The 17506-nt window shown below is 33.1% G+C and carries 19 protein-coding genes and 1 tRNA gene; 16 read left to right on the forward strand and 4 right to left on the reverse strand.

Annotated elements, in window-relative coordinates; all coding sequences use genetic code 11:
* A tRNA-Asp gene (locus tag AC0GLY_RS01995) sits at positions 1–75 on the forward strand.
* Positions 76–200: 125 nt separating this feature from the next.
* On the opposite strand, the gene AC0GLY_RS02000 is transcribed toward AC0GLY_RS01995, so the two are convergent.
* Entirely contained in the window at positions 201–701 is a 501-nt protein-coding gene (locus AC0GLY_RS02000; protein WP_496611872.1) for a hypothetical protein, read from the reverse strand.
* A gap of 87 nt (positions 702–788) precedes the next feature.
* Between AC0GLY_RS02000 and AC0GLY_RS02005 the strand changes: the two genes are divergently transcribed.
* The 4 genes from AC0GLY_RS02005 to pepF are packed head-to-tail and all read left to right on the forward strand — an operon-like array spanning position 789 to position 5145.
* Positions 789–1532 carry an MBL fold metallo-hydrolase gene (locus AC0GLY_RS02005; protein ID WP_496611873.1) on the forward strand — a complete coding sequence of 248 codons (744 nt, stop codon included), beginning with the start codon at positions 789–791 and terminating at the stop codon, positions 1530–1532.
* A gap of 11 nt (positions 1533–1543) precedes the next feature.
* The gene (locus AC0GLY_RS02010) at positions 1544–2239 is read left to right on the forward strand and encodes an adaptor protein MecA (RefSeq protein ID WP_496611874.1); all 696 of its coding nucleotides are present in this window, start codon (positions 1544–1546) and stop codon (positions 2237–2239) included.
* 55 nt (positions 2240–2294) lie between these two features.
* A complete protein-coding gene (locus AC0GLY_RS02015; RefSeq protein ID WP_496611875.1) occupies positions 2295–3356 on the forward strand; it encodes a competence protein CoiA in 1062 nt (353 codons plus the stop codon).
* Entirely contained in the window at positions 3346–5145 is a 1800-nt protein-coding gene (gene pepF, locus AC0GLY_RS02020) for an oligoendopeptidase F (RefSeq protein WP_496611876.1), read from the forward strand. The genes AC0GLY_RS02015 and pepF overlap by 11 nt, the downstream gene beginning before the upstream one ends.
* Before the next feature lie 63 nt (positions 5146–5208).
* On the opposite strand, the gene AC0GLY_RS02025 is transcribed toward pepF, so the two are convergent.
* Positions 5209–5778 (reverse strand): DsbA family protein, encoded by a 570-nt coding sequence (locus tag AC0GLY_RS02025; protein WP_496611877.1) that lies wholly within the window; start codon positions 5776–5778, stop codon positions 5209–5211.
* Positions 5779–5938: 160 nt separating this feature from the next.
* Between AC0GLY_RS02025 and AC0GLY_RS02030 the strand changes: the two genes are divergently transcribed.
* The 3 genes from AC0GLY_RS02030 to AC0GLY_RS02040 are packed head-to-tail and all read left to right on the forward strand — an operon-like array spanning position 5939 to position 8249.
* The gene (locus AC0GLY_RS02030) at positions 5939–6559 is read left to right on the forward strand and encodes a GTP pyrophosphokinase (RefSeq protein WP_496611878.1); all 621 of its coding nucleotides are present in this window, start codon (positions 5939–5941) and stop codon (positions 6557–6559) included.
* 3 nt (positions 6560–6562) lie between these two features.
* A complete protein-coding gene (locus AC0GLY_RS02035) occupies positions 6563–7372 on the forward strand; it encodes an NAD kinase (protein ID WP_496611879.1) in 810 nt (269 codons plus the stop codon).
* Complete coding sequence (locus tag AC0GLY_RS02040) at positions 7365–8249, forward strand: RluA family pseudouridine synthase (RefSeq protein ID WP_496611880.1); 885 nt, start codon at positions 7365–7367, stop codon at positions 8247–8249. Before AC0GLY_RS02035 ends, AC0GLY_RS02040 begins: the two co-directional genes overlap by 8 nt.
* 30 nt (positions 8250–8279) lie before the next feature.
* On the opposite strand, the gene AC0GLY_RS02045 is transcribed toward AC0GLY_RS02040, so the two are convergent.
* Entirely contained in the window at positions 8280–8861 is a 582-nt protein-coding gene (locus AC0GLY_RS02045) for a copper homeostasis protein CutC (protein ID WP_496611881.1), read from the reverse strand.
* Positions 8862–8991: 130 nt separating this feature from the next.
* On the opposite strand from AC0GLY_RS02045, the gene trmL reads away from it, so the two are divergent.
* Entirely contained in the window at positions 8992–9516 is a 525-nt protein-coding gene (trmL, locus tag AC0GLY_RS02050; protein WP_496611882.1) for a tRNA (uridine(34)/cytosine(34)/5-carboxymethylaminomethyluridine(34)-2'-O)-methyltransferase TrmL, read from the forward strand.
* A 15-nt stretch (positions 9517–9531) separates the two neighbouring features.
* A complete protein-coding gene (locus AC0GLY_RS02055; RefSeq protein WP_496611883.1) occupies positions 9532–11829 on the forward strand; it encodes an FtsK/SpoIIIE family DNA translocase in 2298 nt (765 codons plus the stop codon).
* Between the two features lie 37 nt (positions 11830–11866).
* Here AC0GLY_RS02055 and AC0GLY_RS02060 read toward each other — a convergent pair whose 3' ends face one another.
* Positions 11867–12004 (reverse strand): DUF4044 domain-containing protein, encoded by a 138-nt coding sequence (locus tag AC0GLY_RS02060; protein WP_496611884.1) that lies wholly within the window; start codon positions 12002–12004, stop codon positions 11867–11869.
* Between the two features lie 78 nt (positions 12005–12082).
* Between AC0GLY_RS02060 and AC0GLY_RS02065 the strand changes: the two genes are divergently transcribed.
* The 6 genes from AC0GLY_RS02065 (at position 12083) to mraY (ending at position 17503) form a co-directional block, all read left to right on the forward strand.
* Entirely contained in the window at positions 12083–12475 is a 393-nt protein-coding gene (locus AC0GLY_RS02065) for a DUF3397 family protein (RefSeq protein ID WP_496611885.1), read from the forward strand.
* Positions 12476–12603: 128 nt separating this feature from the next.
* Positions 12604–13029 (forward strand): division/cell wall cluster transcriptional repressor MraZ, encoded by a 426-nt coding sequence (gene mraZ, locus AC0GLY_RS02070; RefSeq protein ID WP_496611886.1) that lies wholly within the window; start codon positions 12604–12606, stop codon positions 13027–13029.
* A gap of 15 nt (positions 13030–13044) precedes the next feature.
* Entirely contained in the window at positions 13045–13989 is a 945-nt protein-coding gene (rsmH, locus tag AC0GLY_RS02075) for a 16S rRNA (cytosine(1402)-N(4))-methyltransferase RsmH (RefSeq protein ID WP_496611887.1), read from the forward strand.
* Between the two features lie 11 nt (positions 13990–14000).
* The gene (locus AC0GLY_RS02080; RefSeq protein WP_496611888.1) at positions 14001–14372 is read left to right on the forward strand and encodes a hypothetical protein; all 372 of its coding nucleotides are present in this window, start codon (positions 14001–14003) and stop codon (positions 14370–14372) included.
* Positions 14369–16522, forward strand: coding sequence for a penicillin-binding transpeptidase domain-containing protein (locus AC0GLY_RS02085; protein ID WP_496611889.1), 2154 nt, complete (start codon positions 14369–14371; stop codon positions 16520–16522). Before AC0GLY_RS02080 ends, AC0GLY_RS02085 begins: the two co-directional genes overlap by 4 nt.
* 27 nt (positions 16523–16549) lie before the next feature.
* Entirely contained in the window at positions 16550–17503 is a 954-nt protein-coding gene (gene mraY, locus AC0GLY_RS02090) for a phospho-N-acetylmuramoyl-pentapeptide-transferase (RefSeq protein ID WP_496611890.1), read from the forward strand.
* Positions 17504–17506 lie beyond the last annotated feature (3 nt).

Here is a 17506-nt window from a genome sequence, read left to right on the forward strand (position 1 = left end):
GGTCCGTTGGTCCAGTCGGTTTAAGACGCCTGCCTGTCACGCAGGAGATCACGAGTTCGAGTCTCGTACGGACCGTACGAATTATATAAAGTTAATTGTTTTTAATTTAATTAAAAGATTGAATTCTATAAGAATACAATCTTTTTTTGTTTATGAAAAAAGTTTACGTTATTACACGTAAACTCATCATAATTTAAAAACTATTTTTCTACTCGTTCATAACCTGAGTTATGATAATTTATACTGAAATTACCCTTGAATTTATCAAAAGACATAAAGTTATCAGCTTTATCATTTTTCCATTGAAGAAATGAATATTTGTCTTTCCAAAGGGTTAAGAGAATTTTCTTATCGGAATTATCAGAAGCGGTCATGTAATAAGCGCTATACATTCCTGTAGGATGATTAATGTCGGTCATAAAATTACTTACAGTTGCATTAAGAATTTTACGACGTTCGGCATCAGGTGTTACTTCTACATAGTCTATGTAATGATTCCAGTTGTCAATTCCAGTATGTGAAATAACTTCATAGATAATTGGATTGGAAAAAATTGATGGTTCACCTGAATAATCAATTAGTTGAAGACCAGTAGCATTGTTAGATGGAGAAAATAGTGCTAAATCACGTTCAGGATATTTGGTTATAATTTTGTCTAAAACACTTTTAGACCCAAAAGTTACGGAAATTTGTTTAATCATAATTGTTACTCCATTCATTTTATTTACATTAAGTTTAAAATAAAGTAGGCTAAGTTAAAAGAAATATGTATTAGAAGGTGAATATTAATGAAATTAACAGTATTAGGTTACTATGGTGGGTTTCCTTACCAAAACAAGGGAACTAGTGGATATTTAATTCAAGCAAATGATTTTAATCTTTTACTTGATTGCGGAAGTGGGGTCCTAATGTCGCTTGAAGACCAATTAGATCCACTAAAATTAAATGCGGTTGTTTTATCGCATTATCATGCTGATCATATTGCCGATGTAGGGGTTTTACAATATTACTGGCAACTACACAATGAACGATATAAAACTCCTGTATTACCAATATATGGGCACACATTGGATAAATTAAACTTTGATAAGCTAGATTGGCCTAATTCAACTAGAAAAGTTGCTTTTACAGTAAACCAAGTAAAAGAAATCGGTCCATTTGAACTAACATTTATCAGAACTGTGCACCCAGTGCCAGCATTTGCTATTCGAATTAAAGAAATGGCAACTAGCAAATCATTGGTGTACACCTCTGATTCTCGCTATTTTTCTGAATTAATTGATTTTACTAAAAATGCAGATTTACTTATTGCTGATACAAACTTTTTCAGTGATAAAACTGGTCCAATTTGGCATATGACATCGACTCAGGTTGGTGAACTTGCAAAAGCTGCCTCAGTTTCCAATCTAATGATTAGTCACCTACCTCAATCTGACAAACTAAATAAGCTAAAACAACAAACTGAACAAGCAGCTGGAAAAAATGTGAAAGTTATTCTACCATTGGTGGGAGAACAAATTGAAATAAGTTAAGAGGGATTAAATTGAAGTATGAAAGATCAAATGAGAATACCATTAAAGTTTGGATTACGCCAAATGATCTAAAACAGAGAGAAACCAATTTACTAGATCTTATGAATGACAAAAATAAAGTAGAAGCCTTTTTCTATTCTATTTTAGAAGAAGTAGATGATAATCATGATTTCCAAAATAATGATTTAGTTTCATTTCAAATTTTACCCGAAAAAGATGGGTTTCAAATGATTATTAGTAAAGATAATGACATTGTTTCAAAATTAGCAGAAAACAATGTAAATTTTATGTCAGAACAAACTAAGAAAAAATTTGCTGAGATAAAAGAAAAAAATCGTCCAATTGATGAGTTTGATGAGAAAAGAATGATTCGAACGGTTCCAATTTATTTTTCTAATTTTGAAAAGCTTCTTGGGGGAGTTAATGAAATCCAAACTAATCTTGACTATCCAGGAATGAAGGTTACCACGGACTTATATAAAAAACAAACTAGTTATTATTTAATTTTGACTGCTGGTTTGCTACCAGATGGAATTAGTGCGGGTTATGAGGAAGTAAAAAATCGTTTAAGTTTAATTGATGATCAGTTAGCATTGTTATATGAATATGGCGAATTAAGCGATATTCATACTAATCAAATTAAAAAACAAGCTAAGCTAATCGTTAAAGATTCAGCCATTTCGACAATTAAAAATCATTTTGCGTAAAGACTAATTTTAATTAGTCTTTTTTTCGTACATTTGGTAGGGTGGAAAAATGTTAATGGCACTTGATCAGCAAAAATTAATTAATGCATCTTCAGCAAATAAACAAAAGCGTTACACGTGTCCAATTTGCCATGAAGTAGTAATTTTTAAAAATGGTCCTAAAATAATCATGCATTTTGCACATTTTGCAGCATCGAATTGTGTTAATAGTAAAGGTGAAACCCAAAATCATTTACGAGGAAAACAGCAATTATTTCATGATTTAATTGGACAATATCCTCTAATTAAATTAGAAGTTTACTTAGAGGATATTAAGCAACGTTCTGATTTATTAGCCGATAAATTGGCTTTTGAATATCAATGTAGTTCAATTACTAATCAACGTTTACAAGAACGGGTGAGTGGATATAATTCTCAAAAGATTAAATCAATTTGGATTTTAGGGATGAATTATTTTAAACAAAATTTGCATGCACATTCTGTTTTACGATTTTTACGTTATCAAAAAAATGTTGGGTTTTATTTGCTTTTTTTAGATTCAGTCCAACACTGTTATTATCTAAAGTACCGCATCGTTCAGATTAATCATCAACTCGTTTGGAAACTGAAAAAATTTTCTAATTATCAATCCTTAGTTTATTTTATGAATCAACTTCAATTTATAAATTATTCGCAAACCAATTTAATTACACTTACACAAATGATTGAGAATAAAATACAACGGCAAGATAAAACGCTGCTTCAACTTCAAAAAATTTGTTATGAAAACCGACATTTGTTAACTGGATGTCCGATAATCGTGTATTATCCACAACCAATGATTCCGATTTTAAATCGGAATTGGTTGGAGTGGAAAATAAAAATTATCTTGTATCTGGAAAAAAAGCAACATTGTCACATCAAAGAACTCAAGCAATTAGTTAAATATGATGAATTTCCCTTTCTTAAAATTAGCAACCCAGTCCGATTATTCTTACAGATTTTAGAAAAATGTCATTTTGTTAAGATTGAAGGACCAATGATTTTTTTACTCCAAGAATTTATTTGGTATCGTGATACGTATGATAAAATTGATGCAATTAAGAAAATGAGAAAGAGGCATAATAATGACATTTAAAAGTATTCCAAATCGTAATCAGGTTCCAGAAAATTTAACGTGGGATTTAACCACAATCTTTAAAGATGATGTTAGTTTTAAATCTGAGTTGGAAACTGTGAAAAATTCTACTAAACAAATTAACAATTTGTCAGGGAAATTAGCTAATAGTGCAGATGACTTATTAAAAGTTGTTCAAGCTGTTTTGGACTTGAACCGCCGCTATGAAAAAGTTTATGTTTATGCACATTTGAATCATGATGTTGATACTTCTAATAATGAAGCACAAGCCCGGATGGAACAAGTTGAGTCATTAGGAACCAAATTAAGCGAAGCTACTGCTTGGTTTGATCCAGAAATTATTAAATTAGGCAAAACTAAAATTGATTTATATATGGATGAGCAGCCCGTACTACAAGAATATGATCGTCTATTTTTGATGATTTTGAAAGATGAGGGACATGTTTTAAGTGTTGAAGCTGAAAAATTATTATCAGGAGCAACTAATATTTTTAACGCGCCAGAAAAAATATTCAATATGATGGATAGTGCTGACTTTATTTTTCCAAAAATAAAAGATGATCAAGGCAATGTTGTTCGCCTATCTAATGGGTTATACAGTTTATTACTCCAATCAACTAATCAAAATACCAGAAAAGAAGCTTTTCAGAAGTTTTATACTGTTTTTGACCAATTTAAGCACACTTTGGCTACGACTTTATCTTCTGAAGTTGCTGTTAATAATTATCAGGCACAAGTTCATCGTTTTACTAGTGCAAGAGAGCAAGCAATGCACGAAAATGAAATTCCAGAAAGCGTTTTTACTACGTTAATAAAAACAGTAAACGAAAATTTGCCATTACTTCATCGTTACGTAGCGTTGCGGAAAAAGGTTTTACAGTTGCCAGAGATGCATATGTATGACATGTATGTTCCGCTTGCTAAAGAGCCAGACGTTAAATACACATTTAGTCAATCAAAAAAAATTATGTTACAAGCCCTTCAGATTATGGGACCTGATTACGTTAAACATGTTAAAGAAGAATTAGACAATCGTTGGATTGATGTCGTTGAAAATAAAGGTAAACGAACTGGTGCTTATTCATCTGGGATGTACGATACTAATCCTTATATTTTGTTAAATTGGCAAGATAATCTAGATAATTTATATACCTTAATTCACGAAACTGGCCATAGTATGCATAGCTACTACTCAAGTCATAATCAACCATATCAATATGGCGACTATTCAATTTTTGTAGCAGAAATTGCTTCAACTACTAATGAAAATATTTTAACTGATTATTTGTTGGCACATACTGACAATCCAGAAATGAAAAAGTATATTTTGAGTCAATATTTGGAAGGCTTTAAGGGAACAATTTTTCGTCAAACCCAATTTGCTGAATTTGAAAATTGGATTCATGAACAAGGCCAATTAGGAAAATCATTAACGGCAGATGTGATGAGTACAAAATACAAAGCAATTAATGAAAAATATTATGGTAATGAAATTATTTCAGATCCAGAAATTGCAATCGAATGGTCAAGAATTCCTCATTTTTATTATGATTTTTATGTTTATCAATATGCAACTGGCTTTGGAGCAGCCTCAACCTTAGCTGAAAAAATCAGTTCAGGCAATCAAGCTTCAATTGATGCCTATTTAAATTACTTGAAAGCTGGTAGTTCAGATACACCAATTAACATAATGAAAAGGGCAGGTGTAGATATGACGAATGGTCATTATTTGGAAGCGGCCTTTGAAAAATTTTCTCAAAGAATGGATGAGTTAGAAAAGTTAATTTAAGTTTATAATTAAAACCCCCTGACAACGTTGCATTGTCAGGGGGTTTTTATGTATATATGACGGTTATAATACTCGTAAATTGGGTGTAGGCTTGAAATCAGCAAAAGAACTACGTTTGATGACTTGATTAAATAAATCATTGAGTTGGGAATTATTAATTTTTTCGACTAACAAGCCGTGCTTGCTAGAATTACAATCAAACATTACCAAACTATCATGATTAGTAATACCCATTTCTTGAACTAATTTTTGATCAGAAACAATATTTTCTTTTACCATCGTAGATTGACGATCTTCTTGAAACATTTCTAAATCTAACTTAACTGTGTCAGCAGCATATGAAATTAATGATTCATCATAGGCTTCATTTTGGATTAGAGTTAATTCTTGAATTAATTGTAAAAACTTACGTCCCTTTTTGCATCCTTGATAAAGGGCTGCCTTATAATCAATTGTCATTTGATAGGAGTCAAGATTAAGCTGATTAGCTACGTTAATCGAACTTAGATTAATAAATGGAACAAATCTTAAACAGACCTTACAATTAAGTTCTTCTGTAACTTTTGTCACTTCTTGCTCAGAAATTAAGCAATCCAAGCAGGCAGGGTTAACAAATAAATAAACTTCAAACATCAACTTTTCCTCCTTATCATTAGTATTATAAGTTTCATGCATAATATACATTAACAAATTATCAGATAATTTCAAAGAATTAGCATGCTTTTTTTTGAAAAAACGTATTATTATATGTGATATGATTAATTCATAATATTAGCCAAGATGAGGTGAGTTTATGATTAAAGATTGGAATCTATTTTTATTTCCTTATAATCAAGCCGCAAAAGAATGGAAAATAAAATTACGTGGAATTCGTGAAGAGTCTCAATTGATGGATGAACATTCTCCAATTGAATTTGTAACTAGTCGAATTAAAGCTGTTGATAGTATTAAAGAAAAAATGATTCGACGAAATATTGATGCAGAACGGTTAACTGAAGATATGGAAGATATTTGTGGTCTTCGGATTATGTGTCCGTTTCTTGATGATATTTATACAGTTGTTGACATTCTTAGAAAACGGAATGATATTGACATTTTGGAAGAACGTGATTACGTTAATAATGAAAAAAAGAGTGGCTATCGTTCTTATCACATTGTTTTTAAATATCCTTTAGAATTATTAGATGGACAGCATAATATTTTAGTTGAAATTCAAATTAGAACTTTAGCGATGAATTTTTGGGCAACGCTTGAACATTCATTAAACTATAAACATCCAGATGTTTTTCCAAGTAATGTGCACAAGCGGCTTCAGGATGCTTCAGAAACTGCCTTTAAATTGGATGAAGAGATGTCTTCAATTAGAAAAGAATTAATTAAGGATGCAGAAAAGCATCGAAAAGAGGGTGAATAACAAATGAGAATCGCAATTTATGGAAACGATAAGCCTAGTTCGAGCAAAGTGGCTTCTGAATTATCAAAGTTAGTGAAGGAATCAAAAGTTTTAGAATTAGATGAATTAAATCCTGAGGTTGTAATTTCAGTTGGTGGCGATGGAACTTTGTTATCTGCATTTCACCACTATGATGATATGACGGAAAAGGTGCGGTTTGTTGGGATTCATACCGGGCACCTTGGCTTTTATACTGATTGGCGTGATAATGAAGTACAACAATTAGTTGAAAGTTTGGAACATGATAATGGTCAAAGTGTTAGCTATCCGTTGTTAGATATTGAAGTAAATTATTCTGTTGAGGGAAAACCCGATTATATGGTGGCTTTAAATGAATCTACCATCAAAAAAATGTTTGGCACGATGGTAGCTAAGGTGTACATTAAAAATCAGTTATTTGAAAGCTTTAGAGGAGACGGACTTTGTATCTCTACGCCGACTGGATCAACGGCATACAATAAATCAGTTGGGGGAGCAATCATTTCACCTAAGTTTAATGCGGTACAAATTGCGGAAATGGCTTCAATTAATAATCGTGTCTTTCGAACAATTGGTTCTCCAATTATTATTCCGCCAACTGAATCGATTACTATTGTTCCGCAAGTTTCTTTACATAATGTACTAACTTGTGATCAACTTTTAGTGATGGATCGACCAATTAAATCAATTACTTATAAAATTTCTAAACGACGAATTTATTTTGCTAAATATCGGCATACTCAATTTTGGGAACGGGTAAATAATTCATTTATTGGTGACAATTTAAATGATTAATTTTAATTGGGTTAACGATAATGAAAGTCGTCTAAAATTACGGACTTTTTTGTTGAATAAAGGAGTTACTAGGACCTTATTAAAGCGCATTAAGTTTCAGGGTGGAAGAACTTTGGTTAATCATCGGGATGTTTATACGAATTATATGTTAGAACAAGGTGATCAGGTTGAAATTATTTTGCCACCAGAAGAACAAAATGAAATTTTAAATGTTTCTAACTTACCAATTGAAATTTTATATGAAAACGATAACTACTTGATTATCAATAAACCAGTTAATGTTGCTACCGTTCCATCTCATATCTACCCAAATGATACGATGGTAAATCGAGTACTAGGGTACTTTCTCAAACAAAATTACCCAAGTCAAAAGATTCACGTGGTTAATCGATTGGATCGTGGAACTAGTGGACCTGTTATTTTTGCCAAAAATAGTTTGGCTCATTCTATTTTAGATAAGGAATTTAAAAATCATCGGATTAAAAAAAGTTACATTGCAGGTTTAGTTGGACGCATTCCTTATCAACATGCTAGTATTATTTTACCAATTGGACGCAAGCCAAACTCTTTTTTGCAACGAATGGTAATTACTGGTGGAAAGCTTTCTAATACTGAATTTTGGAAGTATAAAACAAACGATAAATATTCATTAGTTAAAATTAGATTACACACAGGAAGAACTCACCAAATTCGGGTTCATTTTGCTACGATTGGTTATCCTTTAATTGGGGATTGGCTATATGGTCATGAAACTAGTTTTTTAAATCATCAAGCGCTCCATAGTTATCAATTAGAATTTTGGGATGCTTTAGATAATCATGAAATTAAAGTCAAAGCGCCAATTCCCAGTTATTTTAACGATTTAATCAAAAAATGAGTAATTAGATTAATCTAATTACTCATTTTTTTACTTTTGGTTGATACAGATAAATGGATGAAGTTCTTCTTCAATTTTGGTTAATTCGGCTTTTCCCTTGGTTAACGGAATTAAACGAAGAGAATTCGTTTTTAAAAGTTCTTGATTTAATTCTGAGAGCTTATGATTAGTTACAATTCCAGAAAAATCATGATTAACTAGCCAAGTGATATTTTTCTTCCAGTCAGTTTGATTAATCTGATCAAATGCTGGAGAAAAGAACATTTCCATGCCATCAGAAGCTCCAATTAAAGATTCCATTGCTTCCTCATCAATTTGATGAGCGTTAGTTGTAGCTCCAATTACTACGCCGTCAACCCCAAGTGCTTGGCACTGAAATAAATCGTCTTCCATTAATTTAATTTCAGAATCATTAAAGACGTTAGTGGTTTTATTTGCATTAACGAAGACATCTAAGCTAACATCGTGTTCATGAGTATAGGCGACCGATGCTGCAATTAAGCCTCTGCTAGGTGTCATTTCATTATTTGCTAAAGCTATACGCACGGTTGTTTGGTTGGTAGCGGTTGGTACATCTTGAAAACAGTTTACTAGTGGTTCAATATATGTCATTTAAATTCCTCCAATAATTCTATTATACTGATTTTAATCATATAATTCATAAATCGAAAATCAAAAATTTATGTGACATGTTATAATAAAGTGTTAAAGATTAGCGAATCGAAAGAATTGGAGAAGCAAAATGACAAATCATATCGTTTTATTTGAACCACTCATGCCCGCTAATACGGGGAATATTGCTAGAACCTGTGCTGGAACAGATACTGTATTAGATTTAATTAAGCCGTTAGGATTTACTATTGATGATAAGCATTTAAAACGAGCTGGTCTGGATTATTGGGATAAAGTTGAAATTAATTATCATGAAAGTTTACCCGAGTTTTTAGAAACGGTAAAAGATCAACAAAATTTGTTTCTAGTTTCAAAATTTGGTAAGTATAATTATACTGATCATGACTATTCTAATCTTGATGAAGATCGTTATTTCTTATTTGGTAAAGAAACAACCGGTCTACCGGAAAAATTCGAACAAAAGTATGCGGAGCAAGCCATTAGAATTCCCCAAGATGATGACCATATTCGGGCACTTAATTTGTCCAATAGTGCTGCTATCGTAATTTATGAAGCATTAAGACAACAAGGTTTTGCGGGTCTTAATAAGGTTCACAACTATGAACATGATAAATTATCTGAATTTAAGAAATAAAGTGAGGTACTTTTTTTGGCAACCAGAAGAAAAACAAAAAGAAAACCAAGTGCTAGAAAAAAAACTAAAGCAGGTTTTTTTCATCGAACAATTGAATTTTTAGCAAAAAATAAGCATAATTTACTTGGACTTTTGGTGGTGTTAATTGGTGCATTGGCCTTTTTTAACTTTGGCGTAATTGGGAACTTTTTTGCCAATTTAATTCGAATTCCATTTGGGAATGCGTATCGCTTAATTTGGTTGTTACTAGCCATAATGGGAGGTTTTTTGTTTGTTGAACGTCCGTTACCTAAGGTAAAAGATCGATTTATTTGGGGCTCATTAATTGGATTGTTAGGTTATTTACTTTTTGCTTCAGCAATAATGTTTAATACTTTAGGACAAAAATACCAGTTCATTGAAATTACCTGGCACACTATCATGAATGACTTAGCAAACGGAACGGTTATTACTAACGTCGGTGGTGGAATGATTGGAGCTAGTTTACTACAGTTAGCTGATATTTTGATTTCATTTCCAGGAGCAATTGTTTTATCAGGACTATTAATGATTACTGGTTTGGTTGTTTTCTTTAAGATTCCGATTGGTAAATGGAGTGAAGTTTTGGTTAAGCAAATGAAAAGATGGATTTCAGCCATTCAAGCAAAGTATCAACGGCATAAGTTACAAAAACAAGTGGCGATGCAAAATAAACCAGTTCCAACTACTAAAGGGGGGGAACTGGAAAAAGAACCAGTTTCTCCTACTCCGGTGGAAAAACAAAGCCAGATTAAACAAACTCCTCCACCAGTTAAAGAAAAACCAGCAAAACCAACAATTAAAATGGCAAGTGAAAAACAAAATAAATTTGAGGGATTCTCTCAACCTAATAAGTCAATTAATGGGGACTATGAGTTACCCTCAACTGATTTATTAGCAAAAATACCTCAGACTAATCAAACTCAAGAAATTAAAGCAATTGATAAGAATACCCAAATTTTGCAAAAAACATTGAAAAGCTTTGGAGTCAATGCTGAGGTTAAAAATGTTAGTCTAGGACCATCTGTTACTGAATATGAATTACATCCTGCAATTGGGGTTAAGGTAAGTAAGATTGTTAATTTAAGTGATGATTTAGCTCTTGCTTTAGCAGCAAAAGACATTAGAATAGAAGCTCCAATTCCTGGGAAGTCTTTGATTGGAGTTGAAGTTCCTAATCGTGAAATTTCAATGGTATCTTTCCGTGATACTTTTGAAGCACAAGGCCAAAAGGGCATGGAAAAGGTCTTAAGTGTGCCACTAGGAAAAGACGTTAGTGGAAACGTAATTTCTTGTGATATTACTAAGATGCCTCATCTTTTAATTGCGGGGTCAACTGGTAGTGGTAAATCAGTTGCAATTAATGGAATTTTAACTAGTATTTTATTAAAAGCAACTCCTGATCAAGTTAAGTTAATGTTGATTGATCCAAAAAAAGTAGAATTGGGAGTTTATAACGGCATTCCACACTTGCTTTCGCCAGTTGTTTCTGAGCCAAAAAAAGCCGCTCGTTCTCTAAACAAAGTTGTTGAAGAAATGGAAAAACGTTACGAACTATTTGCGAAAACTGGTCAACGTAAAATTGATACTTATAATGATTTTGTTCTTGAACAAAATGAAAAAAATGGAACTGATATTCCAACATTACCATACATTGTTGTTGTCGTTGATGAGTTAGCCGATTTAATGATGACGGTTTCTAATGAGGTTGAAACTTCAATTATTCGGTTAGCACAGATGGGACGAGCTGCTGGAGTTCATATGATTTTGGCAACTCAACGGCCATCAGTTGATGTTATTACTGGGTTAATTAAAGCTAATGTTCCTTCAAGAATTGCTTTCGCCGTCTCAAGTGGAACGGATTCACGAACTATCTTGGATTCAAATGGAGCAGAAAAGTTGCTTGGTCGTGGTGATATGCTATTTGAACCAATTGACCAAAATAAACCGACCCGAATCCAAGGATCGTTCATTTCTGATCAAGATGTAGAAAATGTCGTTGACTTTGTTAAAGCAGAAGGGGAACCAGATTATGATGATAATATGGTTGTAACCGATGCTGAGATACAGCAAGAAGAAAATGATGAAGAGAAGGATGAACTTTTTGATGAGGCCTTGGACTTTGTAGTTCACGAACACAAAGCTAGTACTTCGATGATACAACGCCGATTTAGAATCGGTTATAACCGAGCAGCACGTATCATTGACGATATGTATGAGCGCGGTTATGTTAGTGAACAACGTGGTAGTACCCCAAGAACAGTTTATAAGCAAGAGTCATCATCTGATTTGTAACAAAAAAAGGCTGGAGTTTTTACACTCTAGCCTTTTATTACATATTTTCAAAGACAGCAGATGCTGATACAAGTACTACTCCTGCCAGAGTAATAATAATCATAACCCATACGAATATATATAGGATTTTTTGAAAAGTTGTTTTATCACGCCATTTTGTCAAAATTAACACCACTTTCGTTGTATAATGCTTTAATTTTAACTTTCGTTTTAAAACATTGCAACCATCAACTGAGAATGAGAGGAAAAGTAGATGTATTTAATTAATTATCCACAAAATATAGATGAATTATTTGCTAGTCAAGGAAAACTTGTTTTAGGATTATTGATTAGTGGATTTATTTTAGTTTTGTTGAAAAGAGTTATTAACAGGCCATGCTTGAATCGGATTAAGGCAATTGATATTTTCCCAATTTTTGCACTAATTGCAATTCCAGTTTTAACCTTAAATCAGCACGGCAACACTTATTTACCGAGTTTAATCTTTCTTTGGATGATAATTGGAATTGTGTGGATTTTATATTTGATTTTTACAACGGGGGACTTAATTTTAAAAAGATTTTTGATTGCTTTTTGGCGATTTAGTGATTTATATTGGTTATTTTTTTATGTAGTTTGTTTTGCATATAAATTAATAAAGCACTAGTTTAGAAGGACTTTGAGAACTTTTTCTCAAAGTCTTTTATTTTTGTATTAAAAAATTGGTGAAAAGTGGTTCAAAGTGGCAGATTGTGGTAGACTAAACTTAATATTGGGAAGAGAGGGGATGTTGTCATGTTTATGGGTGAATATCGTCATAATATTGACTCTAAAGGCAGAATCATCATCCCTGCTAAATTTCGTGAGCAATTAGGTAAGCCTTTTGTAATTACTCGAGGCTTAGATGGTTGTTTATTTGGATATCCTGGCGAAGAGTGGACTAAAATTCAAGCCGAAATTGACAAACTCCCTTTTAATAAAAAAGATGCTCGAACTTTCGCACGATTATTTTTTTCTGCGGCGACGGAATGTGAAATAGATAAGCAAGGAAGAGTTAATTTGCCAGATTCGTTGGTTAAATATGCCGGCTTATGTAAAAATTGTGTGTTAACTGGAGTTTCAAATCGGTTTGAAATTTGGGATGCTGATAAATGGGATGCTTATACAGAAAAATCACAAGATGAGTTTAATGAAATTGCTGAAAACCTATTAGATTTTTAAAAAGGAGGGAAATAATTGGAAGAGTTTAATCATATTACTGTGATGCTAAATGAGGCAGTAGCTGGTTTAGACGTTAATCCAAATGGGATCTACGTTGATTGTACGCTTGGTGGTGGGGGACATAGTTCATTATTGCTTTCGCAGCTAACCAAAGGCCATTTATATGCATTTGACCAAGATAACCATGCGATTACTTATAACCAAGAACATTTAAAAAAATACATAGCCGAAAATGAATTAACTTTTATTCATGATAATTTTCGCAATTTAGCTCAAGACTTAAATCAACAAGGTGTGACGGAAGTAGATGGAATTGTTTATGATTTGGGTGTTTCGTCACCACAATTTGATGATGCTGAACGAGGGTTTAGTTATCAAAAGGATGCTCGGTTAGATATGCGAATGGATCAACGTCAAGAATTAGATGCTTGGAAAGTTGTTAATGAGTGGCCTTATGAGCAGCTAGTGAGAATTTTTTTCCGTTATGGAGAAGAAAAATTTTCTAAACAAGTTGCACGAAAAATTGAAAGAATTAGAGCAGAAAAGCCCATTAATACTACCACCGAATTAGCTGAAATTATTAAAAGTGCGATTCCAGCTGCGGCTAGACGTCACGGTGGGAACCCAGCTAAAAAAGTATTTCAAGCTATTCGAATTGCAGTAAATGACGAACTTGGTGCTTTAGAAGATTCATTAGAACAGGCTTTAAATTTATTAAAAATCAATGGAAGAATTAGTGTCATTACTTTTCAGCCTTTAGAAGATCGATTAGTTAAACGGATGTTTAAAGAAAAAACAACGATTGAAAATTTACCACCTAATATTCCCGTGATTCCAGAAGAGATGCAACCGCATTTTAAAATGGTCCAAAAAAAACCAATCTTGCCCAGTGAAAATGAACAATTAGAAAATCGTCGTTCACATAGTGCAAAGCTAAGAATTATTGAGCGAATTAAATAGGAGGATAAGCCATGGCACAAGGCGGACTAGCTAGAAAGGAAAATTCTAGCAATACATATACAGTTTCACGCACTACATCTCAAGTTACAACAGCAACAAGTGAATCAACTAGTTTGACACTATCAGGTTTTGAAAAACTATTAATTGGGCTCGGAATTGTAATTAGTTTTTTCTTATTAATTACAATTGTTTCAACTAAAAACGCAATCAATGTGTCTCAACGTTCCTTACAAAATGTCACAGAAAAAAATACTCGTCTTAATGATGAAAATCAAAGTATGCGACAAGCATTAGATGGAATAGAAAATGACGCTATCAATCGAGTGGTTAAAAAGGATAGTCTTTCAATTGCTAATTCTAATGTGAGGGATGTAACCAGATGACAAATAAGCAAAATCAGCTGCATAATCGAAAACAAGCCGAAAAGAATCGACGAAACTTTGGAAAAGTTTTTTTGGTTGTTGTCTCAGTAATTTTTGTTGCGATTATCGGCTCTTTTTCGATTAAGGCCATTTTTAAAACTGCTAATGGAGTTAATTTAGAGAACCGAACAAAGCTGTTATATAACCGAAGTAGGGTTATTGAAGCTCATCGTGGTTCGATTGTTGATAATAATAATGAGCCATTAGCTGAAGATACTAATAGTTATTCACTTTATGCGGTGCTTAGTAAGAAGCAAAAAAGTGTTTCGGGGAAACCCGAATATGTTCAAGATAAAGCAAAAACGGCTAAAGTTTTATCTAAGAACTTACCAATTTCTTATGATAAGGCTTATAAAGCATTAAATCCTGATAATAAGGATACTTTTCAAGTTGAGTTTGGGAATGCTGGGAATAACATTGGGGTAATGACTAAGCGAAAAATTGAAGCGCATCATTTAACTGGGTTACATTTCGTTGCAAAACCAGCACGTTTATATCCGAATGGATCTTTTGCATCACATATTATTGGGTTAGCTTCATTAATTCAAAATGCTAAAACTAAGCAAACTAGTTTAGTCGGGCAAATGGGCATTGAGCAATCCTTTAACAAATTGCTAACTGGTAAAAATGGCTATAAAGCAATTCAGGAAGATAATTATGGATATAAAATTCCATCCGGGGATAGTAAAGAAATTCCTGCCAAAGATGGGGATAATGTTCATACTACACTTAATTCTAGTTTGCAATTGCTCTTAGAAAATCAGATGAATAAAGCTCAACAAGAAGCAAATCCAAAAAGTATGACAGCTATGCTAATGGATGCCAAGACTGGAAAAGTGGTAGCAGCTTCACAACGGCCAACTTTTAATCCAGAGACTGGAAAAGGATTAGGTGATGTTTGGCGTGATTCATTGACTCAAGATCTTTATGAGCCTGGCTCAACGATGAAGGTTTTTTCTTTGGCAGCTGCAATTGATAGTGGCCGTTACAATGGTAAGGCAACTTATCAATCTGGTAAATTTCAAATTGGGGATTCCATTGTTCCCGATTGGAATCCAGGTGGTTGGGGAATTATTTCATTCAATCGTGGATTTGCAATGTCAAGTAACGTAGCAATGGCACATATTGAACAAATAATGGGTGCAAAAACTTGGCATAAATACATTAACCGTTTTCAATTATTAAAAAATAATACTTCACAAATTGATCAACAAGCCTTGGGTAAAATTCAATTTAAAGAACCAATTGAACAAGCTAATACAGCTTTTGGTCAAGGAATTCAAGTTACAGCTTTGCAAATGTTACAAGGTTTTACAGCCATTGCTAATAATGGTGAAATGATCCAACCACAATTTATTTCTAAAGTTACGGATGCAAAAAATAAAAAAGTAATCAAGTCATATTCAAAGAAAGTAGTTGGGCATCCAATCAAGGCTTCAACTGCAAAATCTGTGAGAAAGCACATGGAAGATGCTGTTTATAAACCTTATGCAGTTGGACAAGATTTTAAAATGGATGGATACAAAGTAGCTGCTAAAACTGGTACGGCTCAAGTTACTGATGATATGGGACACTATGGAAATGGAAACTCTAGTTATCTTTATTCAGTAGTTGAAATGGTTCCTGCTAAGAGACCGCGGTACATTATGTATGTAACTATGAAGCAACCCCAAAATATTACAATTCCAACTACTAAAGTAATGGGGGATAACTTCAATGTGGTAATGAAAAAGGCATTGGAAAATAAAATAACAAAAGCGAGAACTGCTAAAGTACCTAAAGTAGTAGGTAATCCGTTATCAGAAGCGCAAAATAAATTAGATGCAAAAGGAATTCAGAACGTTGTAATTGGAAAAGGCGATTCAGTAGTTAAACAAGACCCCGTAGCAGATGCGCCTAAGGATTTATCGCGTAGAGTGATGTTATTAACTGATGGTCGGATGACGATGCCTGATTTAACCGGTTGGAATCGTGATGAGATTGAAGACTTTGCCGCATTAACTAATATTGAAGTAAACTTCAATGGTAAAGGACACGCAACTGAACAAAGTATCAAACCGAACGACGAGTTTGATGAACATGTAAAATTAAACGTTAATTTAAGTGAATAATTAAAAAACCGAAAGGAATTCATACTCATGGAACTTCTATTACCAATACTTGGGGGATTTATTTTGACTTTGTGTATTACCCCCTTTTTAATTTCATATTTTAGAGCACATAAAGAAGGTCAAGTTATTTGGACGCAAGGGCTTAGGTGGCATGAAAGTAAGGGTGGAACTCCTACAATGGGAGGCTTAGCATTTATCGCCGCAACTTTAATTACAGGAATTATAGATGGGCTTGTATTTCATGATTTAAATGCTAGTTTTTTAATTTTACTATTTGTCTTCTTATTCTTTGGATTAATCGGAATGTGGGATGACAGTATTAAAGTTTTTAATCATCAAAATGATGGTTTTAAAGCATGGCAAAAATTTGGATTACAAATTTTTGGTTCGCTGGTATTTGCTTTAGTATACTATGCAAATGGTTTTCCCATGGCAATTAATTTATTTGGAACTGATTTACACATTGGGCTTTTTTATATTTTATTTGTAATTTTTTGGTTAACGGGCTTTTCTAATGCGGTGAATTTAACGGATGGGCTTGATGGATTAGCAAGTGGCTTATCAGCAATTGCATTTGGTGCCTATGCTGTTGTAGCTTATGCTCAAGCACAATATGAAGTAATGGCCTTTTGTTTAGCTGTCATGGGTTCTTTGTTAGCTTTCTTATTGTTTAATCATAAACCAGCCAAAATCTTTATGGGCGATATGGGATCTTTAGCATTAGGGGCGGCTTTAGCAGCTGTTTCAATTATGGTACATCATGAGCTTTCATTAATTTGGATTGGTTTAATGTTTGTTGTAGAAACATTAAGTGTGATGATTCAAGTTTCTTGTTATCGTTTAACTGGAAAAAGAATTTTCAAAATGACTCCTATTCATCACTCTTTTGAAATGAGTGGCTGGAGTGAGTGGAAAATTGATATTGTGTTTTGGCTAATTGGATTATTCACAGCAGTTACTGGTGTTTGGGTAATGGTATAATTT

It is taken from the genome of Fructilactobacillus sp. YLN 2507, assembly GCF_059614085.1.